The following is a 17015-nucleotide window of genomic DNA, read 5'->3' as shown; positions in this document are numbered from 1 at the left end:
CTCGTTCCGGTGAGAAACCCGCCCGTTCAGTCGGTCAACCCGCTCGTTTCGTCGAGGAACCCGCTCGTTCAGTCGGTCAACCCGCTCGTTTCGTCGAGGAACCCGCCCGTTCAGTCGGTCAACCCGCTCATTCCCTCAAGCACCCCCATACCTCCACCCCAAAAAAAGATACCTCCCAAAAAGGAGATATCCCAACACTGAACCATTTATAAAATTGGAGACAACAACCGTGAAACGGACTCTTTAATCTTAATCGTACGAGAACGATTCAAATACATATCGTACGTCAGTTCCGTCGACAAGTGGATATCCTGTTCAAACAGCTCCGCGAGCTCACGTGACTTCTCGCGGTCGTAGATGAATGCATTTATCTCAAAGTTAAGACGGAAACTCCGCTCATCGATATTGGCAGTCCCCACAGTCGATAGCTCATCATCCACCACAATTTGCTTCGCATGAATGAATCCGTTTTCGTAAATGTAGACGCGGGCCCCCGCCTTCAGCAAACTGCCGATATTCGAATACGTCGCCCAATAAACAAACATGTGATCTGGCTTATTCGGAATCATGATCCGTACATCGATTCCAGACAAGCACGCAATTCGCAGCGCGTCCAAGAAACTGACATCAGGAATGAAATAGGGCGTTTGAATGTAAATGTATTCTTTCGCGATGAAAATCATCTTTAAATAGCCGTCTTTGATCTGTTCCCATTCTGCATCGGGTCCGCTTGAAACAATTTGCATGCCCACAGAACCTTTACGGGGAATGACAGGGAAGTAGCGGTCGTTGTATTGAACTTCACTCGATGCCAATGCCTGATTCCAATCTAATAAGAAACGGGTTTGCAGCGGATGCACGGCACTGCCTTCAATACGTAAATGCGTATCCCGCCAATAGCCAAACTTCTTGCTCATTCCGAGATACTCGTCTCCTACGTTGAATCCGCCAACATACCCGATCCGCCCATCGACCACGACGATTTTACGGTGGTTACGGTAATTCATACGCGGATTAATGAGCGGTAACACAGCTGGGAAAAAGGATACAGCTTCTCCACCTGCATCTGTCAGTTCTTTCAGGTGTTTTACGTGCAATCCCCGAGATCCAATATCGTCAAAAAGTACACGCACTTTTACGCCTTGCTTCGCTTTTCGCACGAGAACTTCCATAATTCTGCTGCCAAGCTTGTCGAGACGCATAATGTAATACTGGAAATGGATATGATCCTTGGCGTTTTCCAGGTCTTCAATAAGTGCCTCGAACTTAGCAGCGCCATCATTAAAGATTTCCATATCGTTATCCTGGGTCAACAGCGCATGATTATTTCTTAAATGTAAATAAATCATATCATGGTAATGAGCGGTATCATCGAGTTGGAATTCAAAGGTTTCATCTTCAATCGCTTCCATTTGGTAATCGATTAAAGACTCGATTCCAATGCGGTCCCGCCCTGACCAGCGGAATAAGTGACGCTTCCTGAGCTGTCTTCCAAAAAGCAGATAGATAATGAATCCAAGAAGAGGAATGAAAAACAGGACAAGCAGCCAAGCCCACGTAGATGCGGCGTCACGCCGTTCCAAGAATATTAGAACTCCCGCAAGCAGGATGTTTAGAATAAGTAATGCAATCGTGAGAAAGCCGATGATTCCTGCCATTGTATCCCGCCTTTCAGGGAATGTATTGTATTTCTATAGTATACATGAACAAAGGAATTTGTCCCTGAAAACACTAATGCTCGTCAATCTGCAAAAAGACCGAAAGAACAGGGGCCACCCGTTTCTTTCGGCTCAGCAAGTAATTGTAATTATGAACGCAATTTCACCCGCTGCAATCTGAGTGCATTCAACACGACGGATACAGAACTGAATGCCATAGCCGCCCCTGCTACCCAAGGAGCGAGTAAGCCACCCGCCGCAATCGGAATGCCGATTGAGTTGTAGGCAAGTGCCCAAAACAGGTTCTGTTTAATGTTCCTTACAGTCAGCCAGCTCATCTTCAGCGTATCTGGAACACGCAGCAAATCGCCATGCATCAAAGTAATATCCACTGCTTCCATCGCGACTGCAGTAGCAGTCCCCATCGCCATTCCAATATCCGCTACGGCCAGCGCAGGAGCATCGTTAATGCCGTCACCTGCCATCGCAACCCGTTTTCCTTCAGCTTGCAATGCCGCGATCGTTTGCGCTTTTTGGTCAGGCAGTACACCTGTGATAATTCGATCGATCCCAACTTACGCGACCTGTCTCCAGTGCTAAGTTGACATTCACGTTGTAAACACCGGACATACGGGAAAGTACTTTTTCAATTCGAGCAGAGCAAGCTGCGCACGTCATGCCTGTGAGCTGTAAATGCAGATCACGTTCGGTCACTTCATAACCAAGTGACTGAATTTTAGCTCGGATGGCAGGCAAATCAGCAGCGTCCGACTCGACTGTCACAGCGGCTTTTTCCGTTGCGAAATTGACGGCGACTTCCTTCACGCCATCCATTCTGAAACGTCCTTTTTCAATCCGATTTGCACAAGCGGCACACCTCATGCCGGTGATCGGGATATCTATTCGTTTCTCACTCATCAGATTTGACCTCCTCTAGTACCTGACGGGGGTATATTTTAACGAAAATAAAAATGGCAGCTGCCATCGTGTTTTGGGATAATATGAAGAAAACCGCACAGCCTAGGCATGCGGTTTCAGAAAAATTACTGAACGACGTCGTACCCTTGGTCTTCAATCGTCTCTTCAATCTTTTTATGGTCTGCAGCAGTCGTGTCATGAGAAACTTGCACAGTTCCTGCGTCAAGGTTAACGGAAACGGATTCAACGCCTGCAAGATTCCCGACACTATCTTCAACCGCTTTCACACAATGCCCGCAAGACATGCCTTTGACTGTTAATGGTGTTTGTTCCATTTGAAATTCCTCCTTATTTTCTCATCAATTTCGAAACGGTCATGAGCAATTCATCCAAAACGGCATCATCACCTTCATCCAGCCGTTCTTTCACGCATCCTTTTAAGTGAACGTCCAGCAATACTTTTGCCGCGTCATTCAATGCGGATTGCGTAGCAGCAAACATAATGTACTGTATGGGGGTATGTAAATGATTCGAACGTGTGAAATAAAATTTACGAAGAAAGTGATTTTGTAACATAATTGAAAGGTTAAAAACTTGACAATTGTGGTATAATAAAGTTAGACAAAGAAAACATCACGTTTTGAACAAAATAGAACCTTACATCCAATTTGTGCGTCCTGCACTATAGAAAGGTTGAGGTGGAACCAGATGGCGAAAGAAATCGATTTGAAGAAGATCATCACAAACTTAGCGAAGTTAGGTGTTTCCGCTACAATGACTAAATCGCGTCTAGATATGCTGAAGGCCCTTACACCGCCTGCTCAGCAAGACCCGCAAATCCAACCATAACTAAAAAACACGTCCACAGGAAATCCTGTGGACGTGTTTTTTAGTCTTCTTCATCCGATTTGAACATATACGTTCGATGATGGAACTTCATACTGAAGATCAGACCGATAGCGAGCATGTTGCCCATCAAAGAACTTCCTCCGTAACTGATGAAGGGAAGCGGAATTCCTGTAATCGGCAGCAACTGAATCGTCATTCCGATGTTTTCGAATACGTGGAATGTGATCATTGCGATAATCCCCGCAGCGATATACGTACTGAACGGATCTTTTAATTCCAATGCAATTTTCGTCAAATGGTAAATCAGGAAGAAGTATAGGCAAATCACGACGCTAGCGCCGAAGAACCCCCATTCCTCCCCAATCACACTGAAGATGAAGTCCGTATGACTCTCAGGGACATACACTTCACGATCCTTAAACCCTTTTCCGAAAATCTCTCCTGAACCAATCGCGTTCAATGAAGTAATTAGATGCAGCCCCTCATTGGATGAATACGAATAGGGATCGAGCCAAGAATAGATCCGTTGGAACTGGTAGGGCTTAAATCCAAGTGACGTTAAGAAATCCTGGGCATATAATGCCATAAAGAGCATGGTACCGCCAATTGAAGCACTGCCTACAAAAATCGGAAGCAGTATTTTCCAGGTTATCCCTGACACTACAGCAAGAGCCGCAGTGATTGCCAGAAAAACTAATGCTGTACCAAGATCGGGCTGCATCATAATAAAGAATAATGGAACAATCAGTACGACCCCGATTTTCATCAGCAGCATGAAATCGGTTTGCAATGTTTTCTCAGAAAATTTCTCGTGGTGTTTCGTAATCACCCGGGCAAGTCCTATGATGAAAAACGTTTTCATGAACTCAGCAGGCTGAATGCTTCCTGCACCCGGCAGGTGGAACCAGCTTTTTGCACCATTCCGGCGGGATACTAAATCCAGGCTTTCCGGCAAGATGTAAAGCACGAACAAGGCGAATATACCGGCACCATAAATGAGCCATGCCGCTTTCTTATATTGTTCAGGTTCGAAATACATCGTAATCGCGATAATAATTGAACCTACGACATACCATTGAATTTGTGAAGGTATGAAGTTAATGCCATATTGTCCAGTGGTCTGGGCAGAGGAGATGGCAACTAGACTGATGGCTCCAAACATAAGCAAAAGAAAGGCTAAAGGCCAATCGAATCGATCAGCAGATTTTTGTTCTATTTTCATATAATGTCACCTTTATCGTTTCATAAGAGTTACAGTCACTCATTATAACCGAAAACGCACCTGATTTCACAAGAGGAATTGTTCCTGTTTTGTCAGGTTACTCGTCTTCTGTTTCAAATAAGTAATTTTGCTGGTGGAAGCGCATGCTGAAAACCAAGCCAATCGCAAACATATTACTAAACAATGAGCTTCCTCCATAACTGATGAAAGGAAGAGGGATTCCTGTTATCGGCAGCAGCTGGATATTCATTCCGATATTCTCTAATACATGGAAAGCAATCATTGCAATAACACCGGCTGTCACATATACACTGAACGTATCTTTAAGAGTTAATGCAATTTTAGTTAAATGGTAAATGAAGACGAAAAATAGTGTGATCAGTAAGCTTGTGCCGATAAACCCCCACTCTTCTCCAATCACACTGATGATGAAGTCTGTGTGGTTTTCGGGAATATAGACGATGCTCTCTTTAAATCCTTTTCCAGTGAACTCCCCAGAACCAATTGCAGTCATCGCCTGAATCAGGTTATATCCTTCTTCCCCTGGATACGAATAAGGATCCAGCCACGAATAGACACGCTTAAATTGATAGGGGTCAAAACCAAGCTTTTGCAAAAAATCTTGTGCATAAATTGCCATCCATAAAAGTGCTGCACCAAGTGTCGCGCCGACAGCGATTAACGGGGTGAGCAATTTCCAAGAGATTCCGGACACAATGACAACAGCTACCGTAATCGCGATGAATACAAGAGACGTCCCTAAATCAGGCTGTTTCAATATGAAAGCAAGCGGAACTAGCAGCATCAGGCCGATTTTACCAAGCAGCATCAGATCTATCTTAAGCGACTTAACTGGATAGCGTTCATGATGAACACTAACTGCACGAGCTAATCCGAGGATGAAAAACGTTTTGATGAACTCTGAAGGCTGAATGGTTCCGATGACAGGTAAATGCAGCCAGCGCTTTGCACCTAAACGGGTTTCGGCAATTTGGTCTTGTCCGCCCGGTGCCAGCATTAGAAATACCAGCAAGAAGATTCCGAAACCATAAAGGGGCCATGCCAATTTTTTATATTGCTGCGGTTCGAGCTGGATCATTACAAAGACTATGAATGCACCAAGAACATACCAGCGGATTTGCAAGGGAATGAAATTTGTATTGTACTGTCCGGAGTTTTGGGCTGAGCCAATCGCCGTCAAACTGACGATGCAAAAACATAAAAGATAAAAGGCAAGTGTCCAGTCAAATCGATCTGTCCACTTGGTTGAAAGTTTCAAAGCGTTTCTCCTCCCTAAGGAAATGATTGGTAAAGTATACCGTAGTTAGGTCAAAGGTTCACGTAGTTCATAAGACGTGACTGCGGAATAATAAGTTTCTTCAGTGAAAAACTTATTACGGTAACGATAGATGAAAAGGAAGGTTTTTTCTAGCTTCACCCGCGGTTCATGGTAAACTAGTGAAACGAAAACTAACGGATCGAGAGGGATTATTATGAAAAAAAAGCTAGGGTTAGTCTACGGAGGAAAATCAGCAGAACACGAAGTATCCTTATCTACTGCACGCGCTGCTGCACAGGCTATCAATTTTGACACGTACGAAGTGATGCCGATTTACATAACGCCTGAAGGAGAGTGGCGTACCGGCACATCACTTACGGCACCTGTGGATACCATTGAGGAATTGCGTTTGGACGGTCAGGGCAGCAGTGAGCCTGACAGCATTGCCCAATTCCTTCAACTTGAAAATAAGCCGGACGTCATCTTGCCATTATTGCATGGTACGAATGGGGAAGACGGCACAGTTCAAGGCTTATTCGAGGTCATGAATATCCCATACGCGGGAAATGGCGTCCTCGCATCTTCCGCGGGGATGGATAAAGTCGTCATGAAACAGCTGTTTGCCCAAGTGGGTCTAGCGCAAGTACCTTATGTCCACTTCATACGTTCGGAGTGGGAAAAAGAAGAAGCACGGCTGTTGGACGCTGCAGAACAAACACTTCAATACCCTGTGTTTGTAAAACCAGCGAACTTGGGCTCAAGTGTGGGGATCAGCAAAGCGGACAATCGGGAAAGTTTGAAACAAGCGATTGCATTTGCATTGAAATTCGACCGGAAAATCATTGTAGAGCAAGGCGTCACTGCGCGGGAAATTGAAATGGGTGTGCTCGGAAACGATGAGCCTGCGTGTTCCGTTCCAGGGGAAATCAAGCCTGTTGCGGCATTTTATGACTACGAAGCAAAATACCAAGATGGTAACACGGAATTAGTCATTCCAGCGCATATCCCTGTGGACGTCGCAACCCATATGAAAGACATGGCATACCGCGCATTTAAAGTACTCGACTGTGCAGGACTTGTTCGCGCAGATTTCTTTGTAACAGAAAGCGATGAAGTGCTGATCAATGAAGTTAACACGATGCCTGGATTTACACCGACGAGTATGTTCCCGCTGCTTTGGCAGCATACTGGCGTCAGTTATCCAGAATTGATTGACCGACTAATTGAATTGGCCATTGCGCGTCATGCAGAAAAACAACAGATACAATACACAATGGATTGAGTGGGATAACTTATGAAACGAAAACTGACTGAACTGGCAAGCTGGCTGGAGGCTTCTGGCCAATTATTAGAAGATATCACGGTGACAGGTGCAACTATTGACTCGAGGAATATCAAAAAAGGAGAGTTGTTCATCCCATTCCGTGGCGAACATGCGAATGGGCACGCGTATGTCCGTTCAGCGTTTGAAAACGGTGCAGCCGCATCCCTTTGGCTGTCAGATGAACCAAATCCGCCTGAAGACATTCCGCTCCTATTTGTGGAAGATGCAGAGATTGCGTTGCAGCAGCTGGCTCGGAGCTATCGTGAACAGCTCACATGCAAAGTGATTGGTGTGACAGGTTCGAACGGGAAGACATCGACAAAGGATTTGCTTGCAAGTGTGCTGGGTGAAGAATTTACGGTCCGTAAAACAGAAGGGAATTTCAACAACGAACTCGGTATGCCGTTGACGATTCTAGCCCTAGAAGAAGAGACGGAAGTGGCGGTTCTCGAAATGGGAATGAGCGGTTTCGGAGAGATTTCATTTCTTTCTAAATTAGCAAAGCCTGATATAGCGATCATCACAAATATCGGTGAAGCCCACATGCAAGATCTTGGCAGCCGGGAAGGAATTGCGAAGGCGAAATTTGAAATTATAGAAGGACTTTCACAGAATGGAACGTTTTACTATGACGGCGACGAGCCGCTTTTGACAGCCTTAGTAAATCAACATCCGGAACTCGATGCGCATGCATTCGGCTGCGGAGATGCGTGTGACTTGTCGGCAAAAGATATCCAAGTGACTGAACAAGGCAGTCGATTTACGGTTTCAGGTCAAATCGAGGGTCATTTTGTTATCCCGGTCTACGGAGAGCACCAAGTGAAAAATGCACTGGCTGCAATGCTTGTGGCTAAAAAGCTCGGCATGACGGAAGATGCAATACGGAGTGCTCTGCTGAATGCGGTATTAACACCGATGCGCATGCAGCCTGTAACAGCAAAAAGCGGAGCATTGTTCATCAATGATGCCTACAATGCCGCTCCTACGTCGCTGCGTGCAGCATTGACATTCATTGGCCAAACAGAACTCCGTCATGATAAGTGGGTAGTACTGGGCGATATGCTGGAACTTGGACAAGATGAACGACATTTCCATGAATCAGTTGCTGACCAGCTTGCCAACCTACAGTTGAAGGGAATAGCCTTATACGGACCTAGAATGCATTGGTTATATGACGAACTTCTGGCACGGAAAACAGATGTGGAACTAATTTGGACAGAGAACGACTATGCACCTATCGTCGGCAAATTGCTTGAATCCATCAATGATCAATCGATTATTCTGTTGAAAGGTTCACGCGGGATGGCACTTGAAAACGTGTTGAAAGGTGTATTGGAAACGGAGGCGTAATCCGTGAAAACAGGTGTAATTATTCTGCATGGATTTACGGGCGGCTCATTTGAAGTCCGCCCTTTCGTCCAGTATATAAAGGACAAGACGAACTGGCTGATCGATATTCCGATATTGCCTGGGCATGAACCAGGAGGCAGACTCGCTGAAATCACTGCAGAAGCCTGGCTCATGGAAGCGGAACTCGCCTACAGACGGATGAGTAAGCAAGTGGATCGAATTTTTGTAGTCGGATTTTCAATGGGCGGGCTGATTGCGCTATACCTGGCGCTTAGGTATCCAGTTGAACGGCTCGTCTTACTGAGTGCTGCTGCAAAGTACATTTCACCAAGGCTGCTTTTGGCTGACGCGGCAATTTTACTGGCAGAGCCAGTCATTCGGCACTTCCCGCCGAATACGTTCTATCATTTGTATCGTTATAAATTAGCCAATACACCTATCCGTTCCGCGTACCAATTTACACGGATTGTTCAGCAAGTCGAACCGTATTATAGCAGGATCACCGTTCCCGTTTGTATTGTACAAGGCATGCTGGATGGAATTGTCCCTTACTCAAGTGCCCACTTGCTTTACCATTCGCTTGGCTCCGAAACGAAACAGCTGATCTTTTCAGATAAAGGGAAACATCATATTTGTTACAGCGATGACTGTGCGGAGTGGTTTGAAAAGGTACTCGCATTTATGTGTCAAACAGATGAACGCGGACTTGTTTAAGCGAGTGTATAGCTTGCGATGTCGTTTTTGTTGTGGTAAACTAGCCTGAGCATTGGATACATTTACGCAGAACTCTTCCTTTTGTGGAGAGTGCTTTTTTTTGAATAAAACGGTTTGACGGCACTGCCGCTAAAGAGGAGAATCCTCTATCGAACCGCTCGGCAAAGACCGGGCTTTCCTTTCATCCACTACATCTAACTAGTCGAGATCATCAGGATGATTTCCTATATTAGATTTGTATACGTTCGGAAACATACCCAGAAGCATAAGGCTCCGATTTGCCGCGCTTTCATTTGCAAATGTAACCAATTGTCAAATGGAAAACACAAAGGAGATTGAGAAGTTTGACGAAATTTTCAGAACTTAATATCAGTAAATCTACACAAGACTCTCTAAAGAGAATGGGCTTTGAAGAGGCTACTCCAATTCAAGAAGGTACGGTTACTTTTGGAATGGAAGGCAAGGACGTCATCGGTCAAGCACAGACGGGAACTGGTAAGACAGCAGCATTCGGTATCCCTATGATCGAAAAAATCGATACAAGCAACCCGGCAGTTCAGGCACTTGTCATCGCGCCAACTCGTGAGCTTGCGATTCAGGTTTCTGAAGAAATTTATAAAATCGGTTACGGAAAACGTGCACGCATTCTTTCTGTATTCGGCGGACAAGAAATTTCACGCCAAATCCGTGCATTGAAAAACAATCCACAAATCGTTGTCGGTACACCGGGACGTATTTTGGATCACATTAAGCGTAAAACATTGAAGCTTGACGGCGTTCAAACACTTGTATTGGACGAAGCAGATGAAATGTTGAACATGGGCTTCATCGAGGACATTAACTCTATTCTTGAGAATGTTCCTGCAGAGCGCCAAACATTGCTATTCTCAGCTACAATGCCTGCACCGATTCGTAAAATTGCGGAAACATTCATGAAGAATCCGGAAATGGTTAAGATCAAGTCAAAAGAAATGACTGTTGAAAACATTGAACAGTTCTTCGTGAAATCACAAGAACGTGAAAAGTTCGATATTCTATCTCGTTTGTTGAACGTTCAACAGCCTGAACTTGCGATCGTTTTCGGTCGTACAAAGCGCCGTGTTGACGAGCTTTCACATGCACTTAACATTCGCGGATACATTGCAGAAGGAATCCACGGTGATTTGACTCAAGCAAAACGTATGTCTGTTTTGCGTCAATTCAAAGAGGGTAAAGTCGACATTCTAGTTGCAACAGACGTTGCGGCTCGCGGACTTGATATTTCTGGAGTAACTCACGTTTACAACTTTGATATTCCACAGGATCCTGAAAGCTATGTTCACCGTATCGGCCGTACAGGTCGTGCTGGTAAGAGCGGTATGGCGATTACGTTTGTAACACCACGTGAAATGGGTTACCTTCGTATTGTTGAAGAAACAACGAAAAAGCGTATGAATCCACTTCAGCCGCCAACATCTGACGAAGCACTTCTTGGCCAGCAGAAAGTTGCAGTTGAGACGCTTGCTGAAGCTGTTCAAAAGAATGAGCTGAATGATTACGTTCAATTCGCAACAGATTTACTTGGAAAGTACGATGCAACAGATCTAGTTGCAGCTGCTTTGAAACACCTAACAAATGAGCCGGACGCTACTCCTGTATCCATTACAGAAGAACGTCCATTGCCATCACGCGGTGGCAGCGGCGGTGGCCGTGGCGGATACAAAGGCAATCGCAGTGGCGGCAATCGCTCACACGGCGGCGGCCGCGGATTCAGCGGCGGTCAGCGTCGCAGCAGCGGTGGAAGCCGTGACGGACGCAGCAGCGGTGGAAGTCGCGATGGACGCAGCAGCGGCGGCAGTCGTGAAGGCGGAAACCGGGATCGCTCACGTGGCGGACGGTCTGAACGCTAATCACTAACTATATAAATGGAAAGCTCGGGACGTGCACAGGAAAATGTGCATTTCCCGAGCTTTTTATTTAATTTATTGAAACATCTATCTTCTTCAATCGTATACACTAGTAATAGATAGGGAGGAATCGATGTGAGAAAAGAACCTGCGAACAGACTATCGAGGAAAGGCTTAACTGTTTGGCGTCTCTATGGGTGGCTGCAAACGGCTGTTGTGCTGCTGCTTGCAATCGGTGCGGGTACGCTGACTGTTATCTTTGATTGGCCCTGGTGGGTATACATAATTGCTGCTTCTGTTGTTGTATTATACGGATGGTTATTCATCTATCTGTTCCCTAAGATCAGATGGTCCAGGTGGCGCTATGAAGTGAGAGAGTCTGAAATTGAATTACAGCATGGCATTTTCATCGTCACACGGACGCTAATTCCGATGGTGCGTGTCCAGCATGTGGATACAGCTCAAGGTCCGATATTGAAGAAATATGATTTGTCCGCGATATCGATTTCTTCTGCAGCGACGGTTCACTCAATCCCAGCACTGGCAACTGAGGAAGCAGATGAACTGCGAAATCGTATTTCGGCGCTGGCAAAGGTGGCGGAAGACGATGTCTGAACCGCGTTACAAATTGCATTGGGTTACGATTATCGTGGAAAGTCTGAAAACATTAAAGGAAGCCATTCTGCCTTTAGTGGTCGTCTTTATCTCGGGGAGCAGAAATAACGACAGCGGCAACTGGTTTCTCGATAATTGGTCGATGATCATAGGTTCAGTGCTCGTCGTCTATTTACTATTCAGCGGATTTATCAAATGGAGACGATTTTCGTACTGGTTTGAAGATGGTGAGCTGCGGATTGAATCGGGATTGTTCGTTCGGAAGAAACGCTATATCCCTTTTGAACGCATTCAAAGTTTGAATTATACAGAAGGAATTTTTCATCGCCCATTCGGACTTGTAAACGTGCAAGTGGAAACCGCTGCTTCTTCTGGAGATCAAGCGGAGGCAGAGTTAACAGCTGTCACCCGTGAAGATGCGGATTTGATCAAGAAAAGGATTGCCGATGGGAAGAAACGAAAAGTTGAGGAAACAGGAGATGCAATTGAGGCGGGGATAGAAAGTGCAGAACCGATTGATGAAGAATCTGTTGAGAAACGTGTGTTTTCTTTGAACCCGAAACAGCTCGTTCTACTTGCTACGACGTCTGGGGGAATCGGTGTTATTTTCTCAGGGGTTGCAATCTTCCTGTCCCAGTTCGGTGAGTTTTTACCGCTTGATAAAGTGAGCGATGAGCTCGCGGGTCTTATTAAGTTTGGTGTATTTATAATTGTGATTTTAGTTTTAGCAGGATTGTTTTTGGCGTGGTTAGTATCTGTTGCAATGACGTTCTTTTCCTATTACGGGTTTACAGTTCGTGTTTCGGATGAAGAGCTGATCATTACACGCGGCCTGCTAGAGAAAAAACGGACAACGATTCCGCTTAGCCGTATTCAAAGCATTAGTTTTGTGGAGAATCCATTGCGGCAAATGTTTGGATATGGCCGTGTCCTTGTTCATAGCGCAGGTGCTGCAGGAGATGGATCCAAAATCCAGCTGTTCCCGCTTGTGAAAAAGTCAGAGTTGTACGAACCGCTTCAAGCAATTTTTCCGGAATTGGATTTGCGGGAACCTCTGGAGAAACTGCCGAAGCGCGGCCGCAAGTTTTACTATCGAATCGATTTTCTATGGATGATTCCCGTGATTGCGCTAGTGAGCTGGTTTTTCTATCCATATGGACTGCTGTCGCTGCTCATTGTGCCGATCGTAATGGTGTTTGGAATGTGGCAGCATCGCTCGGCGGCGTATCGAATCAGTGGAAATCAAGTCACCATGCGCTCGCGAGGCATTAGTCTGGAAACCTCTTACACGATGCGAAAACGGATTCAATCCGCGCATTTGCGTCAAACCATTTTCCAGCGGCGCAAACGTGTGGCATCCATTCACTTGAACGTAAAGTCAGGTATAGGCGTTCACGACGTCCGACTGCGGCAAATGGATGTGGATGAAGCGGAGGAACTGCTGGATTGGTATGAACCTTCGCAAGGCTAGGTGCTGTAATTGGTTGGGGGTAGTGGTTATAAGAGTGAGGATTGGTCATGCATTGTGGGGGAAGTGATCATAACCTGATGGGTTGCGCTCATAAACTTGGGAAAGTGATCATAACCTGATGGGTTGCGCTCATAAACTTGGGAAAGTGATCATAACCCAGCGGAAACGCTCATAACCCAGGGAAAGTGATCATAAGCCACTGGCAACGCTCATAACCCGCGGAAAGTGATCATAACCCACTGGAAGCGCTCATAAATCCCCCAAAGTGATCATAACCCACCAAATAGCACCCTCCATAAACCAAAAAAAGACTGTCAGAAAGTCAGCAACACTGACTTTCTAGCAGTCTTTATCTTTTCTGAACAACTTTGAGCTTCGGCTTGCGCCAGCTAATGATTCGCTTAGGATGGAAAATGCTTAATCCGATTAAGAACCCAACAACCAGCCCCGCAATATGTGCAGCTGCGTTAATATTAGGCCCGATAAAAGTCATGACCACGCTCAGTACGATAATGGGCAGGATAATTTGGCGAAGCTGAGGCAGCATCTTTTTTGTATAATACACAAGTGCTCCAAATGCACCGAAAATCCCGAAGATCGCACCACTAGCGCCAACGTGCAAATAACTGGAATCGTAGACGAAGAACGTCGCGATGTCACCGAAGATACCTGCCAAGAAATAGACAGTTAGGAATCGTGCTTTCCCAGCCACCTTCTCCAGTTCAGGTCCGAAGATGAATAAGGAAAACATATTGAACAACAAATGCATGATTCCGGCGTGTAAAAACATGGGCGTGACTAGGCGCCAATATTCACCCTGCGCAATCATGTAATTCGAGCCTACTCCGAAGTTGCGGATAGGGTCGCCTATGAAGGGCAATAATGACAGTAAATATATGACCACATTTAGTGCGATAAGCGTGGACACCACTGGGTATTGCCGAATGTATTGAGAAAAACTTTCAGTACGGATAAACATGTCTCTCCCCCGATCTTTAAAGTAAGTATACAATTTTTCAACACTATATGGAAAGAAGGTGACTGTGTGATCGCAGGAATTGGTTTGGATATTACGGAATTGGACCGGATCGCGGAACTGGACAGCAAATCCGATAAATTCCGGAATCGGATTCTTACAACTGAAGAACAGCACGTTTACGCAGATCTTTCGAATCAGCGCCGCATTGAGTTCCTTGCCGGCCGTTTTGCAGCGAAAGAAGCCTACGCCAAAGCACTTGGAACGGGAATTGGGCCTGAATGCAGTTTTCTGGATGTTGCAATTTTACCGAATGAAAAAGGCGCACCGATTCTATACTTTAAAGGACTTCCCGTGGACGGGTTTGTTTCCATTACACATACGAAGACAGTAGCTGCTGCGCAAGTAATCCTTCAAAAAATGGAACGTTTCTAAACACCTTTGCATAAATGACTGTCCCTCCTCATAAGATGACCTACCCGATTGAAATAGGAGAGGATGACCTGAATGCGAAGCAAAATTGGATTACTGTTGTTGGGTGCGGTTCTATTGTTACTGACTGCTTGCGGAGCACCATCGAAGGAAGATGTCGTCAAGAAACTGAGTGGGAAATGGAATGATTCCAACGGGTACGATCTTCAAGCAACGATGGAGATTAAGACCGGAGAAGAACCGCGTCTCTATGACGTGACGGTTTGGCACACGAAGCCTGATTTTTACAAAGTGGACGTTTCCCAAAAAGAGAAAGATGAGTCTCAAATGATTGTCCGCAACGAAGAGGGAGTTTTTGTCGTCACACCGTCATTGAACAAGACGTACAAATTCCAAAGTGACTGGCCGGCACAAAATAGCCAGGCGTACTTAATCAGCACACTATCTGATGATATTAAAGCAGATAAGAAGTCAACGATGACAGAGAAAGATAAGACGTATGTATTTGAAACGGCAACACGAAATAATCATAAGGCAGTATTGCCGAAACAACAGATTCACATCGACAAAAAGACATTGCTTCCAACGCACGTTTCGTTGTTAGATGAAAACAAGGAAGAGAAAATCCGTGTGACATTCAAGAAAATCACTTTAGGCGTAAAGCGTAAAGCGGATGACTATAAAGTGGAGACGGAAAATATGGATCACGAGAAAAAAGAAGAAAAGCCAAAGGACAAAAATGCGCAGCTTGAAACCTTCTATCCTTCCGCTTCCTTTGAAGGTGTTACATTGATAAGCGAAGAACCGGTCGCAACAGAAACTGGAACGCGTCTCTTCTTATCTTATGGCGGTGCTGGAAAAGAGTACGTCGTTGTTCAAGAACCGGCAGCTGCAGTGGATAGCCAAGTGCCCGTATCCATTGATGGAGATCCAGTAGATTTAGGATTCGCTGTCGCAGCACTTTCAGGTAATACGATTCGCTGGGAGCAAGATGGAATTGCGTTTTATGTAGCTTCTGAATCGCTCAGTAAGGGTGAACTCATTCAAGTAGCTGGATCGATGCAGCCAGATGTAGTTAAGTAAATGATACGAAACAAGCGGGTGCCGAACAATTGGGTACCCGCTTCTTATCTGAATTGACGTGTGATGCCTTTCAGGATGATAATAGGACTACTTATTCTGAAGAGGTGATCCGCGTGACAGGCAGAGTGAACTACCGACCGACCCGTGCTGTAGTAGATACTAGTGCGATTCGGACGAATGTTAGAAAGTTAAGAAAGAAGCTGCCCGCAGAGACCGGTGTAATAGCAGTCGTAAAAGCAGACGGTTATGGACATGGAGCAGCTGAAAGTGCACGGGCTGCTTTCAGAGAGGGTGCCATAATGGCGGCGGTTGCAACGCCTGACGAAGCATTGGATTTACGCGATTCAGGTATTCAACAACCGATTCTAGTGCTTGGACCTGTCCCTATCCCATTCTTGAAAGAAGCGATACGACAGGATATTACCGTGACAATTCCAGGGGTACAATGGGCGCAAGCTGCTGCAGCCGAACTTCAGGGAAATGAGGAAACTTTGAAGACTCATGTAAAAATTGACACGGGAATGGGTAGGATAGGAGTAAGAAGTGAAGAAGAAATAATTGAATTACTCAAAATTCTTGAAGGAACTTCCGCTATCGAAGTGGAAGGTATATTTACGCACTTCGCTACTGCTGATGAACAAGATACGAAGAGTACGAAGGTGCAATTCCGGAAATTTAATCGGCTGGCAGCATGCTTTCCGGAACGTCCGAAACTTATTCACGCGGCAAATAGCGCAGCGGCACTGAGGTTTCCGGATTTTGCGCTCGATGCTGTTCGTTTTGGCATCGGTATGTATGGCATAGCGCCATCTGAAGTGGTCGCAAGGGAACTGCCATTTCCGCTCGAGCGTGCATTGCGATTGGAAACGGAGATTGCATTTGTGAAGCAAATGGTTGCGGAAGAACCAATCAGTTATGGGGGCACCTATGTGTCACGGCCTGGTGAATGGATCGCGACGCTGCCGATCGGCTATGCAGATGGATTGAAGCGCGGATTGCGCAATCAGCACGTATTGGTTCGCGGACAACGCGTCCCGATTGTTGGAACAATCTGTATGGATCAGTGCATGATCCGCTTGCCTGAACAACTCCCTGCAGGGGAACCGGTTGTATTATTAGGGAAACAAGGAAATGAAGAAATTACGATGGAAGAATGGGCAACTCGTATCGGTACAATTCCTTATGAGATTACCGTAACGATTGCCAGACGTGTACAAAGACAGTATTTTGGGGATTAG

General features: G+C 45.6%; 17 protein-coding genes and 1 pseudogene. 10 read left to right on the top strand and 8 right to left on the bottom strand.

Annotation, left to right across the window (positions count from 1 at the left end):
* Nucleotides 1–206: 206 nt before the first annotated feature.
* From cls to PGH26_RS13935, 5 genes and pseudogenes are all read right to left on the bottom strand, one after another.
* Nucleotides 207–1658 carry a cardiolipin synthase gene (gene cls / locus PGH26_RS13955; protein ID WP_323691645.1) on the bottom strand — a complete coding sequence of 484 codons (1452 nt, stop codon included), beginning with the start codon at nt 1656–1658 and terminating at the stop codon, nt 207–209.
* A 149-nt stretch (nt 1659–1807) separates the two neighbouring features.
* A pseudogene (locus PGH26_RS13950) lies at nt 1808–2233 on the bottom strand (HAD-IC family P-type ATPase); the annotation flags it as partial.
* Complete coding sequence (locus PGH26_RS13945) at nt 2196–2576, bottom strand: copper ion binding protein (RefSeq protein WP_323691644.1); 381 nt, start codon at nt 2574–2576, stop codon at nt 2196–2198. The gene PGH26_RS13945 and the pseudogene PGH26_RS13950, both read right to left, overlap by 38 nt.
* Nucleotides 2577–2701: 125 nt before the next feature.
* Entirely contained in the window at nt 2702–2911 is a 210-nt protein-coding gene (copZ, locus tag PGH26_RS13940; protein WP_323691643.1) for a copper chaperone CopZ, read from the bottom strand.
* 13 nt (nt 2912–2924) lie between these two features.
* Nucleotides 2925–3077, bottom strand: a complete 153-nt coding sequence (locus PGH26_RS13935) for a metal-sensing transcriptional repressor (RefSeq protein ID WP_431312501.1) — start codon at nt 3075–3077, stop codon at nt 2925–2927.
* Nucleotides 3078–3284: 207 nt separating this feature from the next.
* Here PGH26_RS13935 and PGH26_RS13930 point away from each other — a divergent pair, with 207 nt between their 5' ends.
* On the top strand, nt 3285–3425 hold the full coding sequence (locus tag PGH26_RS13930) for an Lmo0850 family protein (protein WP_172643597.1): 141 nt from the start codon (nt 3285–3287) through the stop codon (nt 3423–3425).
* A 40-nt stretch (nt 3426–3465) separates the two neighbouring features.
* Here the strand turns inward: PGH26_RS13930 and PGH26_RS13925 are convergent, their stop codons facing one another.
* Nucleotides 3466–4647 carry an FtsW/RodA/SpoVE family cell cycle protein gene (locus PGH26_RS13925; RefSeq protein ID WP_323691642.1) on the bottom strand — a complete coding sequence of 394 codons (1182 nt, stop codon included), beginning with the start codon at nt 4645–4647 and terminating at the stop codon, nt 3466–3468.
* Between the two features lie 97 nt (nt 4648–4744).
* Complete coding sequence (locus tag PGH26_RS13920; RefSeq protein ID WP_323691641.1) at nt 4745–5926, bottom strand: FtsW/RodA/SpoVE family cell cycle protein; 1182 nt, start codon at nt 5924–5926, stop codon at nt 4745–4747.
* Nucleotides 5927–6140: 214 nt separating this feature from the next.
* Between PGH26_RS13920 and PGH26_RS13915 the strand changes: the two genes are divergently transcribed.
* The 6 genes from PGH26_RS13915 to PGH26_RS13890 all read left to right on the top strand — a co-directional run bounded on the left by PGH26_RS13915 (nt 6141) and on the right by PGH26_RS13890 (nt 13286).
* The gene (locus PGH26_RS13915) at nt 6141–7208 is read left to right on the top strand and encodes a D-alanine--D-alanine ligase (protein ID WP_323691640.1); all 1068 of its coding nucleotides are present in this window, start codon (nt 6141–6143) and stop codon (nt 7206–7208) included.
* Nucleotides 7209–7220: 12 nt separating this feature from the next.
* Nucleotides 7221–8600, top strand: a complete 1380-nt coding sequence (locus PGH26_RS13910) for a UDP-N-acetylmuramoyl-tripeptide--D-alanyl-D-alanine ligase (protein ID WP_323691639.1) — start codon at nt 7221–7223, stop codon at nt 8598–8600.
* A 3-nt stretch (nt 8601–8603) separates the two neighbouring features.
* On the top strand, nt 8604–9314 hold the full coding sequence (locus tag PGH26_RS13905; RefSeq protein WP_323691638.1) for an alpha/beta hydrolase: 711 nt from the start codon (nt 8604–8606) through the stop codon (nt 9312–9314).
* 344 nt (nt 9315–9658) lie between these two features.
* Nucleotides 9659–11203: a degradosome RNA helicase CshA gene (gene cshA, locus PGH26_RS13900; protein WP_323691637.1), complete on the top strand. Its 1545-nt coding sequence runs from the start codon at nt 9659–9661 to the stop codon at nt 11201–11203.
* Between the two features lie 132 nt (nt 11204–11335).
* The gene (locus tag PGH26_RS13895) at nt 11336–11815 is read left to right on the top strand and encodes a PH domain-containing protein (protein WP_323691636.1); all 480 of its coding nucleotides are present in this window, start codon (nt 11336–11338) and stop codon (nt 11813–11815) included.
* Nucleotides 11808–13286, top strand: a complete 1479-nt coding sequence (locus PGH26_RS13890; protein WP_323691635.1) for a PH domain-containing protein — start codon at nt 11808–11810, stop codon at nt 13284–13286. The genes PGH26_RS13895 and PGH26_RS13890 overlap by 8 nt, the downstream gene beginning before the upstream one ends.
* A 349-nt stretch (nt 13287–13635) precedes the next feature.
* Here the strand turns inward: PGH26_RS13890 and PGH26_RS13885 are convergent, their stop codons facing one another.
* A complete protein-coding gene (locus tag PGH26_RS13885; protein WP_323691634.1) occupies nt 13636–14265 on the bottom strand; it encodes a rhomboid family intramembrane serine protease in 630 nt (209 codons plus the stop codon).
* Between the two features lie 66 nt (nt 14266–14331).
* On the opposite strand from PGH26_RS13885, the gene acpS reads away from it, so the two are divergent.
* The 3 genes from acpS (at nt 14332) to alr (ending at nt 17015) form a co-directional block, all read left to right on the top strand.
* On the top strand, nt 14332–14697 hold the full coding sequence (gene acpS, locus PGH26_RS13880; RefSeq protein ID WP_323691633.1) for a holo-ACP synthase: 366 nt from the start codon (nt 14332–14334) through the stop codon (nt 14695–14697).
* Between the two features lie 72 nt (nt 14698–14769).
* On the top strand, nt 14770–15777 hold the full coding sequence (locus PGH26_RS13875) for a LolA family protein (protein WP_323691632.1): 1008 nt from the start codon (nt 14770–14772) through the stop codon (nt 15775–15777).
* A gap of 113 nt (nt 15778–15890) precedes the next feature.
* Nucleotides 15891–17015 (top strand): alanine racemase, encoded by a 1125-nt coding sequence (alr, locus tag PGH26_RS13870; RefSeq protein ID WP_323691631.1) that lies wholly within the window; start codon nt 15891–15893, stop codon nt 17013–17015.

Origin of the sequence: Sporosarcina jeotgali, assembly GCF_033304595.1 — a bacterium.
Lineage (GTDB): Bacteria > Bacillota > Bacilli > Bacillales_A > Planococcaceae > Sporosarcina > Sporosarcina jeotgali.
Note: the sequence above shows the minus strand (reverse complement) of the source record. Positions and strands in the feature narration are given on the sequence as shown.

What these genes read in the sequence shown, in the direction of transcription:
- cls (WP_323691645.1), bottom strand. Translation starts at nt 1,658, where the DNA reads ATGGCAGGAATCATCGGCTTTCTCACGATTGCATTACTTATTCTAAAC.
- PGH26_RS13945 (WP_323691644.1), bottom strand. Translation starts at nt 2,576, where the DNA reads ATGAGTGAGAAACGAATAGATATCCCGATCACCGGCATGAGGTGTGCC.
- PGH26_RS13930 (WP_172643597.1), top strand. Translation starts at nt 3,285, where the DNA reads ATGGCGAAAGAAATCGATTTGAAGAAGATCATCACAAACTTAGCGAAG.
- PGH26_RS13885 (WP_323691634.1), bottom strand. Translation starts at nt 14,265, where the DNA reads ATGTTTATCCGTACTGAAAGTTTTTCTCAATACATTCGGCAATACCCA.
- PGH26_RS13925 (WP_323691642.1), bottom strand. Translation starts at nt 4,647, where the DNA reads ATGAAAATAGAACAAAAATCTGCTGATCGATTCGATTGGCCTTTAGCC.
- PGH26_RS13935 (WP_431312501.1), bottom strand. Translation starts at nt 3,077, where the DNA reads ATGTTTGCTGCTACGCAATCCGCATTGAATGACGCGGCAAAAGTATTG.
- PGH26_RS13875 (WP_323691632.1), top strand. Translation starts at nt 14,770, where the DNA reads ATGCGAAGCAAAATTGGATTACTGTTGTTGGGTGCGGTTCTATTGTTA.
- PGH26_RS13915 (WP_323691640.1), top strand. Translation starts at nt 6,141, where the DNA reads ATGAAAAAAAAGCTAGGGTTAGTCTACGGAGGAAAATCAGCAGAACAC.
- copZ (WP_323691643.1), bottom strand. Translation starts at nt 2,911, where the DNA reads ATGGAACAAACACCATTAACAGTCAAAGGCATGTCTTGCGGGCATTGT.
- PGH26_RS13890 (WP_323691635.1), top strand. Translation starts at nt 11,808, where the DNA reads ATGTCTGAACCGCGTTACAAATTGCATTGGGTTACGATTATCGTGGAA.
- PGH26_RS13910 (WP_323691639.1), top strand. Translation starts at nt 7,221, where the DNA reads ATGAAACGAAAACTGACTGAACTGGCAAGCTGGCTGGAGGCTTCTGGC.